The sequence below is a fragment of the Streptomyces sp. TSRI0107 genome (genome assembly GCF_001905845.1).
Classification (GTDB): Bacteria; Actinomycetota; Actinomycetes; order Streptomycetales; family Streptomycetaceae; genus Streptomyces.
In genome coordinates, this window is the sequence record NZ_LIVZ01000002.1 from 423,842 (window position 1) to 441,927 (window position 18,086).

Below are 18,086 nucleotides of genomic sequence, written 5' to 3' on the forward strand. Positions count from 1 at the left end.
CATGATCTCGATTTCCCGGATGCAGGCCCCGGCGATTTCCGGAAGGACCCGGCTGTTCGCGGTTCTCGGTGATCCGGTTCAGCAGGTGCGGGCGCCGGAAATGCTGAATCCGGTGTTCGCCGAACTCGGCCTGGACGCGGTGCTGGTGCCGGTGCACGCGCCCGTCGCCCATCTCGGCGAGGTGGTGCGCGGGCTGCAGCGCGCGGCCAACGTGGACGGGCTGCTGGTGACCGTCCCGCACAAGGCGGCGGTGCGCGAGTTCGCCGAGGTGCACAGTGCGGCGGTGCGGCTGGCGGGTGGCGCGAACGCGCTGCGGCGCGGGCCGGACGGCCGCTGGCACGCGGAGAACTTCGACGGCGCCGGCTTCGTGGCGGGCCTGGTCGCGGCGGGCCACGCACCCGCCGGGAAGCGGGTGACCCTGCTGGGGGCGGGCGGCGCGGGCGGCGCGATCGCGGCGGCGCTGGTGACCGCGCGGGTGGCGTCCCTGGACGTGGTGGACGTGGACGCGGACCGGGTGGGGGCCGTCCTGGCCCGCCTGGCACCGCACGCCGGGGGCCGGGTCCGCGCGGGCACCCCCGCCGCCGTAGGCACCTCGGACCTGGTCGTCAACGCGACCCCGCTGGGCCTGCGCGAGACCGACCCGCTGCCCTTCGACCCGGCGGAGCTGTCACCCGGCACGATCGTCGCGGACATCATCATGAAGCCCCGGGAGACCCGCCTCCTGCGGACCGCGTCGGCGCTGGGCCTGCCGGTCCACCACGGCGACGGCATGCTGTCGCACCAGCTGCGCATGTACCGGGAGTTCTTCGAGCTGGGCTGACCCCGCGGGCCCCCCGGCACCCCGTCGCGCGGGGCCGCGCGGCACCCCCGGCCGGCCACGCCGCCGCAGTTCCCGCCCAGTGCCGTCACGGTTCCCTCCCCGTGGCCGGGACCTTCTTAGCCTGCCGTCATGAATCCAACCATCGGCGACATGACGGCCCAGGAAGCCCACGGCTCCCCCACCCCCCGGTTCCCCGAAGACATCGACGCCCAGGTGAAGGCCGCGGTGGCGCGGCCGGCCGCCCAGCAGCCCGAGTGGCCGGATCCCTCCCGCGCCCGCGCGGCCCGCGACGCCCTGACCCAGCTCCCGCCCCTCGTCGTACCGGGAGAGGTGGACCGCCTCCAGGACCGGCTCTCCCGCGTCGCGAACGGCCAGGGCTTCCTGCTCCAGGCCGGCGACTGCGCGGAGACCTTCGACGGCAACACCGAGTCCCACGTCACCGCGAACATGCGCACCCTGCTCCAGATGGCCGTGGTGCTGACGTACGCCGCGAGCGTCCCGGTCGTGAAGATCGGCCGGATCGCCGGGCAGTACGCCAAGCCCCGCTCCAACTCCACGGACGCGCTGGGCCTGCCGGTGTACCGCGGCGACATCGTCAACTCCCTCGACCCGAGCCCCGGCGCCCGCGTGCCCGACCCGTCCCGGATGCTGCGCGCGTACGCCAACTCGGCCGCGTCCCTCAACCTGGTCCGCGCGCTGTCCGGTTCGGGCCTGGCCGACCTGGGCCGGGTGCACGACTGGAACCGTGACTTCGTGCGCACCTCTCCCGCGGGCGAGCGCTACGAGGCGCTGGCCGCGGAGATCGACCGCGGTCTCGCCTTCATGACCGCCTCGGGGGCCGACCACGGCGCCCTGCACACCACGGAGATCTACGCCAGCCACGAGGCGCTGCTGGTGGAGTACGAGGACGGGCTGCTGCGCTGGGCGGCCTCCCCGGCCGGCGAGAAGCGGCTGTACGGCCTGTCCTCGCACATGCTGTGGATCGGCGAACGCACCCGTCAGCTGGACGGCACCCACATCGCCCTGGCCTCGCTGCTGGCCAACCCGATCGGTCTGAAGCTGGGCCCGGGCACGACGCCCGAGCAGGCCGTGGAGTACGTGGAACGGCTCGACCCGGACAACGTGCCCGGCCGGGTCACCCTGATCAGCCGGATGGGCAACGGCAAGGTCCGTGACGTGCTGCCGGGGCTCGTGGAGAAGGTGGAGGCGAGCGGGCACCGCGTGGTGTGGCAGTGCGACCCGATGCACGGCAACACCGTTGAGGCGGCGAGCGGCTACAAGACCCGCCACTTCGACCGCATCCTGGACGAGGTGAAGGGCTTCTTCGAGGTGCACAAGGCTCTCGGCACCCATCCGGGCGGCCTGCACATCGAGCTGACCGGCGACGACGTCACCGAGTGCCTGGGCGGTGCCGAGGAGATCGACGAGCAGGCGCTGGCCCAGCGGTACGAGACCAGCTGCGACCCGCGGCTGAATCCGAAGCAGTCGGTCGAACTGGCCTTCCTGGTGGCCGAGATGCTCCAGGCATGAGCCCAGGCTCTGAACAGCGCGAAGGGGGCGCCCGGAGAATTCCGGGCGCCCCCTTTTCCCGGCGCTCACTCGGGGATCAGTGCGGGGTGGTGCCAGGCGAGCGCGGTATAGCGTTCGGCGCGGTCCGTGGTGCTCTCGTTCGGGGTTCCGGAGTACGACCGGAGGTTCCCGGTGAAAATGTTGATCGCGGCGTCGAGCGCGACGTTGAGCCCGATGCGCGGGTCTTCCTCGACGGTGGAATCGGTGTGCTGTACCGGCATTTTCCTGACCCTCCCTGAATGGCCGCGAAGAATGGCCGCGGAACGTTCCTTCATTTCTTCGTTCCCTGTGAAGAAAGTAGAAGTTCCGGCTGTTTCAGGGATCCCCTAGCCCACCCCAGAGGTTTCTGGAATTACCGCCAGGTGTGCGGTCAGACGAGCTGGGGCCGGCGGCCGAGGAGGCGCGGCTCCTGGTTGAGGATCGCGCGCTCCAGCTCCTGGAGGTCCCGCGTCGGGTCGAGGCCGTGGACGTCGACCAGCGCCTGCCGGGTGCGGCGGTACGCGGCCAGCGCCTCGGTCTGCTGACCGCAGCGGTAGAGGGCGAGCATCAGCTGGTGGCAGAGCCGCTCCCGGGTGGGCACGGCGGACGCCATCTGCTCCAGTTCGCAGACCAGTTCACGGTGCCGGCCGAGCTCCAGTCCGGCGGCGGCCCAGTCCTCGTAGACCGTCAGCCGCTCCCGCTCCAGCTGGGCGAAGGTCGGCCAGCTGATGCCGGTCTCGGCGAGGTCGACGAGGACCGAGTCCCGCCACAGGGCGAGGGCCTGGGTGAGCGAGTCGACGGCCGCGTCCGGGAGACCGGCGGCGAGTTCGGCACGCCCCTGGGCGGCGAGCCGGCGGAAGCGGAACGCGTCGACGGTCTCCGGCTCCAGGCGCAGCTGGTAGCCGTGCGGCGCGGTGGTCAGACGCACCCCGTCGCCCTCCAGGTCCGCCTGCTCGAAGAGCCTGCGGATGCCCGAGACCGCGTTCTGCACCATCTTCCGGGAGGTCGTCGGCGCGTCGTCGCCCCAGAGGGCGGTGACCAGCCGGCTGGTGGCGACGGTCTTGTTCGGGTTGAGCAGGAGATAGCCGAGGGTGGCCCGTTGGATGATCCCCCCGAGAGGCAGTGCCCGGTCTGCGGTGATCAGTTCGAGCGGACCGAGAAGGTTGAACCGCATACTATCCCCCACGCGTTGGATGACTTCCTCATCGACACCCCCTAGAAAACAAACCGGCCCCGCTGTTTGTCAAGTCGATTGGGTGGAACGGTCGCATGGAGCTCGGGGTCGACCGTACGCGAGTGGCAGCATAAGTAGTGGTAAGTGCTCATAAATCGGACGCCTGTAGCGTGCACGTGCACATCCCCAGGTCGACCCCGGGCACAAAAAACAGCGAAGACAGTTTGATTAAGAGTCACCTGGCGGTCATGCAGGGCGCCTTCTCGATGGCGGCGCGTCCCGCGGCCACGAACAGATCCCGGGCCGCCGGACCCACCACACGCGGCAGCAGCAGGGTCCAGATGCGCGTCAGAGTGGCCCGCTCCAGCCAGCGGTGGTCCCGGCCACCCAGGGCCTCCAGGCCCGCCGCGACGGCCACCACGGCCGCCGACAGGTCCCCTGTGACCACACCGGGCATCAACGCGCCCTCGCGTGCGGCCCGTTCGACCGTGGCCTCGACCCAGGACTGCCACTCCCGGCGCAGATCGCGGGTGTGCTCGGAGCGCTCGGGGTGCGAGCCGAGCGCGAAACCGGCGCGCAGGACCACGTCCTGGGCCAGCCCCTGCACCAGGTCGTGACTGGCGTCGATGAGCACCTGGAGGGAGAGCGCGTCGCGCTGCCGGGTGATCCACCGCAGCCGCTCGCCGGCCACGCCCACCACCGCGTCCAGCAGCGCCGCCTTGTTGGCGAAGTGGAAGTGCAGGGCACCGCTGCTGACCCCGGCCTTGGCACTGATGGTGGCGAGCGAGGCCACCTCGAACCCGTCCCGGTCGAACAGCTCGGCCGCGGCGTCGATGAGTGCGTTGCGCGTCCGTATCGCGCGTTCCTGCTTGGCCATGGCGAACTCCGTTGCTCCCCTGGGGGTCAGTGCTGCGGAAGACGGGGTTCCGTTCAGTAGCCGTCCGGTAGCCGCAGACAACCACCTTAACAAACCGGGCTCGCGGTTTATCTACCCCGTAGACCCCGCCGTCTGCGAAAAGCCCGGAAATCAACCCCCGGGTGACCGACGCGGCGGCGACCCGTGGAGCGGCGATGAGCCGCCGATGGACCGTCACACCCGGGGCCCACCCTCCCCTTGCCCGCACGCGCACAAGCAAACGGGGCCCGCGAGAACGGGCCCCGTCGTATACGGGCGGCAGCCGTGCGGCCGGACGCCGTCACGGCACGCCGGACACGGACTCCTCTCTCAGGACGGCCGTTCGGCCGCCACCGGCCACGTCAAGGTTGGCGCGATCCTGTCGGCTATCCCCGCAGCAGCACCGGCAGCGCTCCGAAGCCGTTCAGCAGGAACGTCGGCAGCGGGCGCAGCTCCTCCTCCGGGCAGCCGAGGGCCAGGTCGGGGAAGCGTTCGAAGAGGGCGCGGAAGGCGATGGTGGCCTCCAGGACGGCGAGCGGGGCGCCGAGGCAGCGGTGCACGCCGTGGCCGAAGCCCAGGACGTCGCGACCGGTGCGCAGCAGATCGAACCGAGCGGCGTCCTCCCCGTGCCGCTCGGGATCGCGTCCGGCCGCCGCAAAGCTGACGAGGATGGGGTCGCCCCGCCGGATCGGCACGCCGTCGAGGTCGATGTCCTCCACGGCGAACCGCATCGGCGAGTAGGACGCGGGGCTGTGCACGCGAAGCGTCTCGTCGACCACGTCCTCCCAGCCGGCGCGCCCGGCGCGGACGTGCTCCAGCTGCTCCGGGTGGGTCAGCAGCGAGCCCGCGCCGTTGACGATGAGCGTGGACGTGGTGTCCTGGCCGGCCGCGATCATCAGGAAAAGCGTACCGAGCAGTTCGTTCTCGCTGAGCCGGTCGCCGTCGTCGCGCGCGGCGATCAGCGAGGAGGTCAGATCGTCGCCGGGCTCCCGGCGCTTGGCGGACACCAGCTCGGCGAGCAGCCGGAAGGCGGTGCCGCGGGCGGCCTCCATGGTCTGGGCCGTGACGCTGGAGGAGAACACCACGCGCAGCGCGGCGCACAGCGCGGTCCGCATCTCCCCCTCCTCGACGCCGAACAGTTCGCAGACGACCTGGAGCGGCAGCACCTCGGCGAAGGCCGAGCGGAGTTCCACCGTCCCGCCGTCGGATCCGGCGTCGATCGTGTCGAGGAGGGCGGCGGTCATCTGCTCGACGCGGGGCCTCAGCGCGGCCGTCCGGCGGGCGGTGAAGGCGCCGGCGACGAGTCTTCGCAGACGGGCGTGGTCGGTGCCGTACGCGAAGAGCATGTTCTCGTTGGCCACCCAGGGGAACAGCGGCCAGTCGGGCGTGATCCGCCCCTCGACGAAAGCGGGCCAGTGGCGGCGCGCGTCCTTGGAGACCCGGGGATCCAGCAGCAGCCGTTCCACGTACTCCTGCCGGACGACCGCCCAGGCCCGTACCCCGCCCGGCAGTTCGACCTCGACGGCCGGACCCCGTTCGCGCAGCATCGCGGCCTCGGCCGGGATGTCCCTTCCGGTCACGTCCAGCGTGTAGAGACCAGAAGTAACGTTCATTCTGTTGTACTCCGTTCGGTCGTAGTCGCGTTCCGTTGCAGTCGTACGCACACACACCGAGGAGAACGAGGGGGCCCGGCGGCGCCCCTCCCCCCGTGGCGCCGGTCCGCCGGCCGGTGCTGGTCCACCGGACGGTCGGCACACGGCTCACCGCCGGCCGGCGGCCGGGCGGCTTCCTAGCCGGACCCGGGGCACGCCGGCCCGCGTCACATCACGCCGGCCGGCGTCGGATCACGCGGGCCGGCAACGGCTCATGCCGTGGCGGCGGCCTCGGCCGCCAGTCGCTCGTCGCGCAGCCGGACCGCCTCCTCGTAGACCTGCTCCGCGCGGTCGCGCGAGAAGTCCAGCCGCAGCAGCACGCCGGGTACGGCGATGGCGGCGATGAGGTTCCCCATGAGGTCCAGCACCCGTTCGACCATGTCCGCGTGCCCGGTCATGATCTTGGAGAGCACCTGGACGCCGGTGAAACTGCTGGTGAACAAGGTGGCCGTGGAGGCCACGTCGACGTGCGGCAGCAGCTCGCCGGCCGCCTTGGCCCGGGCCAGCACGTCCATGTTGTGGTTGATCCACCCCTGCATGGGCACCCTGCGGTCCAGTCCGTCCAGCGGGGAGCCCTGGTCCACGGTGAGCCGGATGCTGCCGCGCACCATGGGGTCGCCGAGCCGCAGCATGTGGGCCAGGAGCAGCGCCTCGTCGAGGCTCTGCTGGAGGAACAGCTCCTGCGGCGGCACCGGGGGCAGCGCGGACACCTGCGCGGCCAGCACCTCCTGGGCGAGTTCCTCCTTGGAGGAGAAGTGGAAGTACAGCGCCCCCTTGGTCACGCCGCACTTCTTCAGGACCTCCGAGATGGTCGCCGCCTCGTAGCCGACCTCGTCGAACAGTTCCGCCGCCGCCTTGACGATCTTCTGGCGCGTACGGATGGCCCGCTCCTGCTGTGCCACTGCATCCCTCCGTCACCTCTCGGCAGGAAGAGACCGAGTGGTTTGTATTCCTATGGCCCTCATGGAGTGATGAGTTGCCGCCCGGCCGCCCCACCCCCGTCGTCCCAGACCGGGCGCGCGAAACCGGTCAATTCACACGTCCGACCGGAACAATAAAACCACCCAGCCGGTTTTGCAAGGGCTTGAAAACAAACCGATTGGTCCGTAGTTTTTCTCCAGCGCGACTCAACCAACACCATCTTGGCTTGGCACGCACTGGGGGACAGTCGATGTTTCAGCAGGTTGAAGCACCGTTCAGAAGCAACACCGAAGAATCAGACCGCGCGGACGGTTCTATTCCGCATCTTGCCGGCGCCACATCTCTCCGTACCGACGCGCCACTCCGTACCGCCGCAGCGGTCGAGGGAAGCGCCGTGGACGAACTCACCCACCTGCTCTTCGAGGGGGACGAGCGGGACAACGTCCACGGCCGCTGGCGCGACCTCGTCGGAGGGGAGGCCTTCGCCTACCGCCCGGGACTGACACCCCGGGAACGCGCCGAACTCTCCTACCAGCGGCTCCGCCTGGTCAACAGCGCCGTACCGTCCGCGGAAGCCCTGACCTACGACGCCCGCGGGCTCGCCGCGCTGCACGAGTGGACCGGGTTCGTCGACGGCGGCCTGTGCACGCTGGCGAGCATCCACTACAACCTCTTCCTCGGCAGCCTGCTCGACCACGACGGCTACCGGCGCGATCTGGCGCCGTACGCCGCCATGCGGCGCACCGGGGTCTTCCTCTGCACCGAGCTGGAGCACGGCAACGACGTGGCCAACCTCCAGACGGTCGCCCGGTTCGACCGCGAGACCGGGGAGTTCGTCCTGCACACGCCGACCACCGGCGCGCAGAAGTTCATGCCGAACACCAGCCTCACCGGCGGCCCGAAGAGCGCGGTGGTCGCCGCCCGGCTGCTGGTCGACGACGAGGACCAGGGCATCTTCCTCTTCCTCACACCACTGAGCGACGACAACGGTCACCTGCCCGGCGTTCGGGTCCGCCGACTGCCCGAACGCACCGGCACCCCGGTCGACCACTGTCTGACCTCCTTCGACCACGTCCGGCTGCCGCGCGAGGCCATGCTGGAGGCCGCCCACGGCCGGCTGGACGAGAACGGCAGGCTCACCAGCACCCTCGGCAACCGCCGCAAGCGGTTCCTGCGGTCCGTCGGCCGCGTCACCGTGGGCAAGCTCTGCATGAGCGCCGGCACCCTCGGCATGGCCCGCGCGGCCCTGACCATCGCCGTGCGCTACGCCCACCACCGGCACATCGGCGGCCCCAAGGCCGGCCAGCGCATTCCGCTGACCGACCACCGCAGCCACCACGGCCGTCTGCTGCGCTCCCTGTCCACCGCCTACGCCATGACCTTCCTCCAGCGGGCGGTCGTCGACCGCTGGACCGACCACGACGAGACCGACCGCGAGCAGCACGAGGAGATCGAGCGGCTGATCGCCATCGCCAAGGGCTGGATCACCTGGCAGGCCCGGGACATCACCATCGAGTGCCGGGAGCGGTGCGGGGCCCAGGGGCTCTTCCCGCACAACAACCTGGCGGACCTCCAGCTGAACGTGGAGGGCGGCATCACCGCCGAGGGCGACAACCTGGTGATCTGGGTGAAGGCCGCCTCCGAGATGGTGTTCGGCCACGAGTCCGGGCCCGAGCAGCCGGTGCGCCCCGCCGAGCGCGAGCTGACCGACGTCGGCTTCCTGCGGGATCTGCTGGCCTCCGCCGAGCGCATCTGGCAGAGCCGCGCCCGGGAGGCCCTGCGCGGCGGTCCCGCCGGCGACCCGATCGGGCGCTGGAACGCGACCTCCGGCGCGGCCCTCGAGATGGTGTCCGCGCACGCCCGCCTCCAGGCGGCGGACGCGCTGCTGGCCGCCGCAGGCCGGGCCCGCAACGCCCGCGCCCGCTTCCTGCTGGAGAGCGTCTCCCGCCTCTTCCTGCTGGAGCAGCTGCGCCAGTACACCGGTGACCTCCTGGCCGCCGCCCTGATGACGCCCCAGCAGGTGGTGGCGCTGCACATCGCGGCGGACGGGGTCGTCGCCGACCTGGCGCCGCATCTGATGACCCTGGTGGACGCCTTCGACCTCCCGGAGGATTTCCTGTCCCGGGTCCCGATCGCGGGGCCCGACTACGTCGACCACTACCGTCCGCGGTCCGGGACCGACGCGGTGGCCGAACCCGCCCCGCGGTTCACCGCGGAGCCCGTGGGACCGCTCATACCGGAGGCGGCCCTGCCGCCCGTCCCCGCGTCCACGTCCGGTCTGGCCGCCCTGGTCGGATCCACCCTCGAATCGGCGATCGACCCGGCACCGCTGCCGGAGCCGACACCCGCCTGACCGACCGGCATCGGCCTGACCAGTCGACACCGCTGACAGACGGACACCGCTGACGGACCGGCACCGCTGACGGACCGGCACCGCTGACAGACCGACACGAGGCCGCGCCCCGCTACGGGGTGCGGCCTCGCGCGTTTCCCGCGCTCCAACGGCCCCTCCCACCCAGCCTCTTGACGTGTCCCTGGCGCGATCGCTTTCATGGGAGCGCTCCCACACGTGCACGCTTTCCCGCCATCCGGTTTCTTCACTCACTCCCTGGAGCCGCAGTGAGAACGACACGAACGACAAGCAGCACGACACTCAAGAGCCCCGCCACCGTCCTGCTCGCCTTCCTGGCCACCCTCGTCGGCCTGCTGGCCCTCACCCCCGCCACCGCGCACGCCCAGTCGCCGGTGGGCGCCGCCGCCACCGGACTGCACATCGAGAACGGCCGCCTCCTCGAAGGCAACGGCAACGACTTCGTGATGCGCGGCGTCAACCACGCCCACACCTGGTACCCGGGCGAGACCCAGTCGCTGGCCGACATCAAGGCACTGGGCGCCAACACCGTCCGGGTCGTCCTCTCCGACGGCCACCGCTGGACCCGCAACACCCCCGAGGACGTGGCCGCCGTCGTCGGCGACTGCAAGGCCAACCGCCTGATCTGCGTGCTGGAGGTGCACGACACCACCGGTTACGGCGAGGAGGCCGCCGCCGGCACCCTCGACCACGCCGCCGACTACTGGATCAGCCTGAAGGACGTCCTGGCCGGCCAGGAGGACTACGTCATCGTCAACATCGGCAACGAGCCCTGGGGCAACACCGACCCCGCGGGCTGGACCCAGCCGACCATCGCCGCGGTCGGGAAGCTGCGCGCCGCCGGGTTCGAGCACACGATCATGGTGGACGCGCCCAACTGGGGCCAGGACTGGCAGGGCGTCATGCGCGCCAACGCCCGGACCGTGTACGACGCCGACCCCACCGGCAACCTGATCTTCTCCATCCACATGTACAGCGTGTTCGACACCGCCCAGGAGATCACCGACTATCTGAACGCCTTCGTCGCCGCGAAACTCCCCATCCTCATCGGCGAGTTCGGCGGACCCGCCGACCAGTGGGGCGACCCCGACGAGGACACCATGATGGCGACGGCCGAACAGCTCGACCTCGGCTACCTGGCCTGGTCCTGGAGCGGCAACACCGACCCGGTTCTCGACCTCGCGATCGACTTCGACCCGGCGCGGCTCAGCAGTTGGGGCCAGCGCATCTTCCACGGCGCGAACGGCATCGCGCAGACCTCCCGCGAGGCCACGGTCTTCGGCGGCACCGGACCCGACACCCAGGCCCCGACCGCCCCCGGCACCCCGAAGGCCTCGGCGGTCTCCCCCACCTCCGTCACCCTGACCTGGCCCGCCGCCACCGACAACGTTGCCGTCACCGGCTACGACGTGGTCCGCGTCAGCGGCGACACGGAGACCCCGGCCGCCGCCTCCGCCACCAGCACGGTCACCGTCGCGGGGCTGACGGCGGACACGTCGTACACCTTCGCCGTCTACGCCAGGGACGCGGCCGGCAACCGCTCGCCCCGCTCGGCCACGGTCACCGTGACCACCGAGAAGGACACCGGCACCCCCGGCACCGGCTGCTCGGTGAACTACCGTGTCGCCAACGAGTGGCCGGGCGGCTTCCAGGGTGAGATCACCATCCGCAACACCGGCGCCGCCGCCGTCACCGGCTGGACCCTGGCCTTCAGCTTCCCGAACGGCCAGACCATCACCAACATGTGGGGCGGCACGCCCACCCAGAACGGCTCCGCGGTGACGGTCGCCGCCGCGTCGTACACGTCCACGATCCCCAAGGCCGGTTCGGTCACGCTCGGCTTCACCGGCAACCGGTCCGCGACCAACACGGCCCCGGCGTCCTTCACCCTCAACGGCACCACCTGCACGACCGCCTGAGCCGGTCCGCCCGCACCACCGCACAGGAAAGCCGGCGGGGCCTGTCGCCCCGCCGGCTTCGCGCGCCGATCGCCTCCGCGGGACTCAGACCCCGGAGTAGGAGTGCTTGCCGCCGAAGAGGAAGTTGACCCCGTAGTAGTTGAAGAGGTAGGTGGCGAAGGCCACGAGGGCGATGTACGCGGCCTTGCGGCCCTTCCAGCCGGACGTGGCACGGGCGTGCAGGTAGGAGGCGTAGGCGACCCAGGTTACGAAGGACCAGGTCTCCTTGGGGTCCCAGCCCCAGTAGCGGCCCCAGGCGGAGCCGGCCCAGATGGCGCCCGCGACGATCGTGAAGGTCCACAGCGGGAAGATCGCGGCGTTGATGCGGTAAGACAGCTTGTCCAGGGTGGCCGCGGCGGGCATCCGGGCGAGGATGTCGTTGCACACCATGCGGGTCCACAGCAGCAGCCGGACGCCGGCCGGGCCCTCCTTGGTCCGCACCGCCGTGGCCAGGGTGCGCTCCAGTGCCGCGACCCGGCCGTCGCGAAGACGCGTCTCGTAGCTGTCGCGGAAGAGGTAGACGAGGGCGGACAGCGCGCCGAGGTAGAGGGCCGCGCCGCACAGGATCGCCACGGACACGTGGATCCACAGCCAGTACGAGTGCAGGGCCGGGACCAGCTGGTCGCTCTCGGTGTAGAGCCAGGTGACGGCGATGCCCAGGTCGAGCAGCACGGTGGTGACCAGCGGCAGCCCGGCCCAGCGCACGTTCTTCCCGAGCGCCAGCAGGACCAGGTAGAGGACGACGACCGCCGTGGAGAAGGTGGTCGAGAACTCGTACATGTTGCCCCACGGCGCCCGCTGCGCGGACAGCGAGCGGCTCACCACACCGCCGGCCGAGAACAGGCAGGCGAGGGCGGTGAGGGACACCGCGATACGGCCGTAGAGGTCGCCCTTCTCGTCGCCGCCGTGCGCTCCGGGGCCGTCGGCAACGGTGGAGGCTCCGGCCCGCAGCCGGCCGACCACCTTGGGGCGCTCCAGCACGGCCGTGCCACCGGCCGCGGCGCGCGCCTCACGGCGCTCGGGGGCCGGCTGCGCGTCCTTCTCCGCCACGAGCGCGGCGGCCGTGCGGCCGACCTTGCTGCGACTGCCGAAGATCCATTCGGTGATATGGGCGAGGAAGGCCAGCGAGTAGACGGCCATCGCCGAATAGATGAGCCAGTTGCTGAGCTGCGCCAGGTCCTCGTTGGTGGCGGCCAGGATGTTCACTTCTTCCACCTCGAAGAGGATGCGAACAGGGACGGGCGCGGTCCGCACCCTGCGGTCAGCTTAGCCCCCGCCGTTATGGGGAGTTGACGGTGGGTCACTCTCGGCGGACCGTGCCCGGCACGAGCGCGTCCAGGCCGCGGATTGGCCGGAAACCGTTGCGTCCGGCTTGATTCGGATCGCGGTTGACGGTGATCAAGCACCATGATTGAATCGATCAGGAGATAGGCGGTATTGCGCCATTTTCATAGCAGAATTCATCGAACCCGGCCGTTTTCCGGTGTGACCGCACCGCCAGGGTTCGATTTCATGCTGGAGGGGGAACTTCGGCTGCCTTACCAGCCGACATCGCATGCACACACAACTCGACACACTCAGCCTCCATGAGTCCCTGGAGTCGCCGGTCATCGAGTCGATGAATTTCCTCAACGAGGTGTCCCAACGATTTCCGGACGCGCTCTCCATGGCCGCCGGACGGCCGTACGAGGGATTCTTCGACACCGATGATGTGCACGAATACCTTCGCCTTTACGAGTCCCATGTCAGAGCCCAGTCCGGCGGGGACGAGCAGCAGGTACGCCGCACCCTGCTCCAGTACGGGCGCACCAAGGGCATCATCCACGACCTGATCGCGAAGAACCTCGCCACGGACGAGGGCATCGAGGCCGACCCGGAGAGCATCGTCGTCACCGTGGGCTGTCAGGAGGCGCTCTTCCTGACCCTGCGCACCCTGCGCCGGGACGACCGGGACTGCCTCGTCGCGCCCATGCCCTGCTATGTGGGCGCCACCGGCGCCGCCGCCCTCGCGGACATGCGGGTGCTGCCCGTCGCGGAGCACTCGGCCGGCATCGACCTCGACGACCTGGTACGCGTCGTGACGGAGGCGAAGGCGAACGGCCTGCGGCCGCGGGCCTGTTACGTGGTGGCCGACTTCGCCAACCCGTCCGGCACAAGCCTCGGCCTCGACGCGCGCGAGGCACTGATCCGGCTGGCCGAGGAGCACGACTTCCTGATCCTGGAGGACAACCCGTACGGGTTGTTCCAGGCTCCGGACGCCGCTCCGACCCCCACGCTGAAGGCGCTCGACGGCGACCGTCGGCGCGTGGTCCACCTGGGCTCGTACGCCAAGACCGGGCTGCCGGGAGCGCGCATCGGATTCGTGGTCGCCGACCAGCGCATCACCTCCGCCGACGGCCGCACGACGCTCCTCGCCGATCAGCTGGCCAAAGTCAAGAGCATGCTCACGGTGAACACCTCGCCGATCGCGCAGGCCGTCATCGGCGGGAAACTCCTGGCGCACGGCTGCAGCCTGCGCGCGGCCAACGTCCGGGAAACGGAGCTGTATCAGGGAAATCTGCGCCACACGCTCGACGAGCTGGCCCGCCAATTTCCCACCGGCCGCCGTCCCGAGGTGACCTGGAACACACCGTCCGGCGGATTCTTCGTCGTCGTCACGGTTCCGTTCCCGGTCGACGACGAACTTCTCATGCACTCCGCGCGGCGCCACCGGGTCCTGTGGACTCCGCTGCACCACTTCTACGGCGACGGGCGCCCGCGACGGCAGCTCCGCCTCTCCCTCAGCTATCTGACACCGGATGAGATCACAGTCGGCATCGACCGCCTCGCGGACTTCATCCGCGAGCAATGCGATGTCCAGAGCCTCCAGAAAGGTATTTCGTGAGTACTTTCGACGACCTCGGCGTCGATCACATCGGTTTCTCGGTCGGTGATCTGACCCAGGCGACGGAATTCTTCGTCAACGGCTACGGGATGGAGGTGTACGCCCGGTCCGTTTCCGGCACCTCGGACGATCCGGTGATCCGGACCGCGCTGGGTGGCGGAAACATACGGGTCCTGCTGACCGACGCCCGGGGCGCCGACCACCCGGCGACGGCCTACGTCGACCGCCACGGTGACGGTGTGTCGGACATCGCACTGAGCACGGCGGACGCGGCGGGGGCGTTCGCGGAGGCGGTGCGGCGCGGGGCCCGGCCGGTGGCGGAGCCGAGCGAGCGGGACGGCGTCGTCACCGCGACCATCGCCGGGTTCGCCGATGTCACCCACACGTTCGTGCAGCGCGCCTCCGGCGTGGACTCCCGTGCCCTGCCCGGCCTCACCGCCGTTGGCCCCGTCGCCGCGGAGGCGGGCACGCCGGACACGGCCGGCGCGGGGCTGCACACCGTCGACCACTTCGCCGTCTGCCTGGAGCCCGGCCAGCTGGCCGCCACCGTCGCGTTCTACGAGACGGTCCTCGACTTCGAGATGGTCTTCACCGAGCGGATCATCGTCGGCGGCCAGGCCATGGACTCGCAGGTGGTGCAGAGCCGGTCCGGTGCGGTGACGCTCACCCTGATCGAGCCGGACACCTCCCGGGAGCCCGGCCAGATCGACACGTTCATCAAGGAGCACGGGGGCGGCGGTGTGCAGCACGTCGCCTTCGCCACCGACGACATCGTGCGCGCGGTGCGCCGGCTCGGCGCCGACGGTGTGCGCTTCCTGACCACGCCGTCGGCCTACTACGACATGGTGCCCGAGCGCCTCGACCTGCGGCGTCACTCGCTGGACGCGCTGCGCGAGTCGAACATCCTGGTCGACGAGGACCAGGACGGGCAGCTGCTGCAGATCTTCACCAGGTCCGCCCACCCGCGCGGCACGCTGTTCTTCGAGGTCATCGAGCGGCTCGGCGCGCGCACCTTCGGCAGCGGCAACATCAAGGCCCTGTACACGGCGGTGGAGATGGAGATGCAGCAGGCGCGGCAGGACACCGACCGGTGACCTCCGTCTCCGCGCTCACCATCGCCGACGTGGCGGAACTCGCCGCCCGGCGGGTGCCGGGGGACGTCCTGGACTTCGTGAACGGCGGCAGCGGCGACGAGTCGACGCAGGCGGCCAACCGGGCCGCCCTCGACGCCGTCCGGCTGGTGCCGCGGGTGCTGGCCGGTGCGCGGGAGCCCGACACCTCGGGCGAGCTGGTGCGCAGCGCCGTCGGACTGCCGCTGGCAGTGGCTCCGATGGCGTACCAGCGGCTGCTGCACCCCGACGGCGAGCTGGCCGCCGCTCGGGCCGCGCGCGCCGTCGGCGCCCCGTTCGTCATCAGCACGCTGAGCAGCTGCTCCATCGAGGAGATCGCCGCGGTGGGCGGCACGGTGTGGTTCCAGCTGTACTGGCTGCGCGACCGGGACGCCGTGCTGGATCTGGTGCGCCGGGCGGAGGCGGCCGGCTGCGAGGCCCTGGTGGTCACCGTCGACGTGCCCCGGATGGGCCGCCGGCTGCGCGATGTGCGCAACGGCTTCGGTCTGCCGCCGCACGTGCGGGCCGTGAACCTCGGTCCGGCCCCGGAGACGTCCGCGCACCGGCGGCAGGAAGGCCGGTCGGCCGTCGCCACGCACACCGCGGAGGCGTTCGACCCGGCGCTCGGCTGGGACGACCTCGCCTGGCTGCGGGCCCGGACCGACCTGCCCCTGCTGGTGAAGGGCGTCCTCGATCCGCGGGACGCCGTCCGAGCCGTGGACGCCGGTGCCGACGGGGTGATCGTGTCCAACCACGGCGGCCGTCAGTTCTCCGCCGCCGTGGCCAGTGTCACCGCGCTCCCCCGGGTGCTCGACGCGGTCGGCGGGCGCTGTTCGGTGCTGCTCGACAGCGGGGTGCGCACCGGTACGGACGTGCTGCGGGCCCTGGCGCTCGGCGCGGACGGGGCGCTGTGCGGCAGGCCGCTGCTGTGGGGGCTGGCGCTGGACGGCGAGGCCGGCGCACTGCGCGTGCTGGAGCTGCTGCGCGACGAGCTGCGGGAGGCCCTGCTGCTGGCGGGCTGTCCCGACCTCGCGGCCGCCAGGGAGCTGGAGACCGTGACGGTCTGACCCGTGCCGTGCCCGTCGTGTCGAAGGGCGTCCGCCGATGTGTCCGGCGGACGCCCTTCATTCGTTCAGCCGGTGGCGAGCAGCGGGAACAGGGGGACCTGGGCGGCCGCCTTCAGGTAGTCGGCGCCCGTCGTCCCACCGGTGCCGGGCACCCGGCCGATGATCTTCATGGTGACGCCCCAGTGCGTGCGCTTCATCCCGCACCAGGCGGCGTCCAGCTGCCGCATGGCCGCCTCCAGCCGGCGGGTCTCCCCGGTGTCCCAGCCGCCCGAGTGCGCGAGGAACGCCTCCTGCAAGGTGGCGTCGAGAGTGAAGACGGGCCCCTTCTCCGGTGAGTGGGCCCCCGCCTCGCGCTTCGCGCTCACCGTCTCCACCAGCTGGTACGGCCGGGACTGGATGGCGCTGGCCCCATGCGTGTGGTCGCGGATCACGGCGAACGACTCCGGCGGCATCGTGGTCAGGATCCGGTACAGCGGGGCGGTCGCGCCGGGCAGCCGGGTGCCGGCCGACTCCAGGAAGGCCGCGGCGTCGAGCGGCCGCCCGGCGCGGACGGCCGCCACGGCGAGGGTCAGCGCCCGGGCGACCCGGCTGAACAGCCGCTCGAAGAGCTGGATGGAGCGGATGAACATCCGCTCGTCGTGCAGGGTCGTCACGGGCAGCAGGGCCACCTCGACCGCGCGTCGCAGCGCCCGCGGCGCCTCGGCCCGGACGGCCTCGACGGCGGCCCGCGCGGCATCCGGCGCGTCCTCGGCGCCCGGCCGGGCGAGCGCGGCCCGCATCCCGTCGAGCGGAGCGGTGTCCGGCAGGGCCAGGGGCGCGAAGTCCGCCAGCCGGGCCAGGGCCTGCCACACGGCGGTGGTCCGGGTGCGCTGGCGGCCCTCGCCGCCGCCTGCGGCGAGCGCGTCCGTCTCCCGCTCCACCAGGTCGGCCAGGAGCACCGCCAGCAGCAGGTCCTCGGCCCGTTCCGTGGCCTCGGGGACCCCGTCGGTGTCCCACAGGGCGAGCCCCAGTACGTCGTTGCCGGCGTAGGAGACGTAGCTCATCGGCCGGTCCGTGAACGTCAGCGGCAGCCAGGTGTCGAACAGCCAGGCGTCCGGTGACGCCCAGGGCCGGGCGCGGCCGGCGCATTCCAGGCCGAGCCGTGTCCCCCGCAGCAGGGCGACCAGCTCGGCGGAGACGGCCGCCTTGCCGACCTGCTGGTAGTAGCCGACCACCTGCTCGTACGGGAAGTCCCCGAAGTCCGGCCGGCCGGGGCCGAACGCCCGGTGGGTCCACGCCGTGACGGCGTCCCCGGCCTCCCGCAGCGCTCTGTCCCGGGACGCGCGGGTGCCGTGCCCGAGTGCCGTTCCCCCGACGCCCGTCCGCCCGTCCTCCGAGGAGTCCGTGGTGTCCCCCGCCGGCGCCTTCTTGGTCATATGCACGCTTTCACCAGTTCGTCGACGGCCCCGGTCAGGCGCCGGTGTGCTGCGCGTCCATCGCCTCGATCAGGCTCTTGGGGCGCATGTCCGTCCAGTTCTGCTCGACGTAGTCCAGGCAGGCCTGCCGGGTGTCCTCGCCGAAGGCGCGCTCCCAGCCGGCCGGCACCTCCACGAAGGACGGCCACAGGGAGTGCTGGCCCTCCGCGTTGACCAGGACCAGGTAGCTGCCGTTCTCGTCCTCGAAGGGGTTGGTGGCCATGGTGTTTCTC

General features: G+C 71.2%; 15 protein-coding genes. 7 read left to right on the forward strand and 8 right to left on the reverse strand.

Going from position 1 to position 18,086, the window contains the following annotated elements:
• Position 1: 1 nt before the first annotated feature.
• Together AMK31_RS05945 and AMK31_RS05950 are read left to right on the forward strand one after the other, a co-directional pair.
• Positions 2 to 820, forward strand: a complete 819-nt coding sequence (locus AMK31_RS05945) for a shikimate dehydrogenase family protein (protein WP_079186708.1) — start codon at positions 2 to 4, stop codon at positions 818 to 820.
• Positions 821 to 970: 150 nt separating this feature from the next.
• Positions 971 to 2,350, forward strand: a complete 1,380-nt coding sequence (locus AMK31_RS05950; RefSeq protein WP_107468532.1) for a class II 3-deoxy-7-phosphoheptulonate synthase — start codon at positions 971 to 973, stop codon at positions 2,348 to 2,350.
• 65 nt (positions 2,351 to 2,415) lie between these two features.
• Here AMK31_RS05950 and AMK31_RS05955 read toward each other — a convergent pair whose 3' ends face one another.
• The 5 genes from AMK31_RS05955 to AMK31_RS05975 all read right to left on the reverse strand — a co-directional run bounded on the left by AMK31_RS05955 (position 2,416) and on the right by AMK31_RS05975 (position 6,991).
• A complete protein-coding gene (locus AMK31_RS05955) occupies positions 2,416 to 2,610 on the reverse strand; it encodes a hypothetical protein (RefSeq protein WP_073939313.1) in 195 nt (64 codons plus the stop codon).
• Between the two features lie 149 nt (positions 2,611 to 2,759).
• The gene (locus AMK31_RS05960; protein ID WP_073939314.1) at positions 2,760 to 3,542 is read right to left on the reverse strand and encodes an AfsR/SARP family transcriptional regulator; all 783 of its coding nucleotides are present in this window, start codon (positions 3,540 to 3,542) and stop codon (positions 2,760 to 2,762) included.
• A 235-nt stretch (positions 3,543 to 3,777) separates the two neighbouring features.
• On the reverse strand, positions 3,778 to 4,419 hold the full coding sequence (locus AMK31_RS05965; protein WP_073939315.1) for a ScbR family autoregulator-binding transcription factor: 642 nt from the start codon (positions 4,417 to 4,419) through the stop codon (positions 3,778 to 3,780).
• A 404-nt stretch (positions 4,420 to 4,823) separates the two neighbouring features.
• A complete protein-coding gene (locus AMK31_RS05970) occupies positions 4,824 to 6,050 on the reverse strand; it encodes a cytochrome P450 family protein (protein WP_073939316.1) in 1,227 nt (408 codons plus the stop codon).
• A gap of 251 nt (positions 6,051 to 6,301) precedes the next feature.
• Positions 6,302 to 6,991: a ScbR family autoregulator-binding transcription factor gene (locus tag AMK31_RS05975; RefSeq protein ID WP_073939317.1), complete on the reverse strand. Its 690-nt coding sequence runs from the start codon at positions 6,989 to 6,991 to the stop codon at positions 6,302 to 6,304.
• Between the two features lie 413 nt (positions 6,992 to 7,404).
• Here AMK31_RS05975 and AMK31_RS05980 point away from each other — a divergent pair, with 413 nt between their 5' ends.
• Together AMK31_RS05980 and AMK31_RS05985 are read left to right on the forward strand one after the other, a co-directional pair.
• Positions 7,405 to 9,363 carry an acyl-CoA dehydrogenase family protein gene (locus AMK31_RS05980; protein ID WP_073939318.1) on the forward strand — a complete coding sequence of 653 codons (1,959 nt, stop codon included), beginning with the start codon at positions 7,405 to 7,407 and terminating at the stop codon, positions 9,361 to 9,363.
• A gap of 266 nt (positions 9,364 to 9,629) precedes the next feature.
• Positions 9,630 to 11,300 carry a cellulase family glycosylhydrolase gene (locus tag AMK31_RS05985; RefSeq protein ID WP_073939319.1) on the forward strand — a complete coding sequence of 557 codons (1,671 nt, stop codon included), beginning with the start codon at positions 9,630 to 9,632 and terminating at the stop codon, positions 11,298 to 11,300.
• 84 nt (positions 11,301 to 11,384) lie between these two features.
• On the opposite strand, the gene ccsB is transcribed toward AMK31_RS05985, so the two are convergent.
• Positions 11,385 to 12,545 (reverse strand): c-type cytochrome biogenesis protein CcsB, encoded by a 1,161-nt coding sequence (gene ccsB / locus AMK31_RS05990; RefSeq protein WP_073939320.1) that lies wholly within the window; start codon positions 12,543 to 12,545, stop codon positions 11,385 to 11,387.
• Positions 12,546 to 12,894: 349 nt separating this feature from the next.
• Here ccsB and AMK31_RS05995 point away from each other — a divergent pair, with 349 nt between their 5' ends.
• The 3 genes from AMK31_RS05995 to AMK31_RS06005 are packed head-to-tail and all read left to right on the forward strand — an operon-like array spanning position 12,895 to position 16,399.
• Positions 12,895 to 14,223 (forward strand): aminotransferase-like domain-containing protein, encoded by a 1,329-nt coding sequence (locus AMK31_RS05995; protein WP_073939321.1) that lies wholly within the window; start codon positions 12,895 to 12,897, stop codon positions 14,221 to 14,223.
• Positions 14,220 to 15,317: a 4-hydroxyphenylpyruvate dioxygenase gene (gene hppD, locus AMK31_RS06000; protein ID WP_241842541.1), complete on the forward strand. Its 1,098-nt coding sequence runs from the start codon at positions 14,220 to 14,222 to the stop codon at positions 15,315 to 15,317. The genes AMK31_RS05995 and hppD overlap by 4 nt, the downstream gene beginning before the upstream one ends.
• Positions 15,314 to 16,399, forward strand: a complete 1,086-nt coding sequence (locus AMK31_RS06005) for an alpha-hydroxy acid oxidase (protein ID WP_073939323.1) — start codon at positions 15,314 to 15,316, stop codon at positions 16,397 to 16,399. The genes hppD and AMK31_RS06005 overlap by 4 nt, the downstream gene beginning before the upstream one ends.
• A gap of 65 nt (positions 16,400 to 16,464) precedes the next feature.
• Here the strand turns inward: AMK31_RS06005 and AMK31_RS06010 are convergent, their stop codons facing one another.
• The gene (locus tag AMK31_RS06010) at positions 16,465 to 17,814 is read right to left on the reverse strand and encodes a hypothetical protein (RefSeq protein ID WP_079186710.1); all 1,350 of its coding nucleotides are present in this window, start codon (positions 17,812 to 17,814) and stop codon (positions 16,465 to 16,467) included.
• Between the two features lie 34 nt (positions 17,815 to 17,848).
• Positions 17,849 to 18,076 carry an MbtH family protein gene (locus tag AMK31_RS06015; protein ID WP_073939324.1) on the reverse strand — a complete coding sequence of 76 codons (228 nt, stop codon included), beginning with the start codon at positions 18,074 to 18,076 and terminating at the stop codon, positions 17,849 to 17,851.
• Between the last annotated feature and the right edge of the window lie 10 nt (positions 18,077 to 18,086).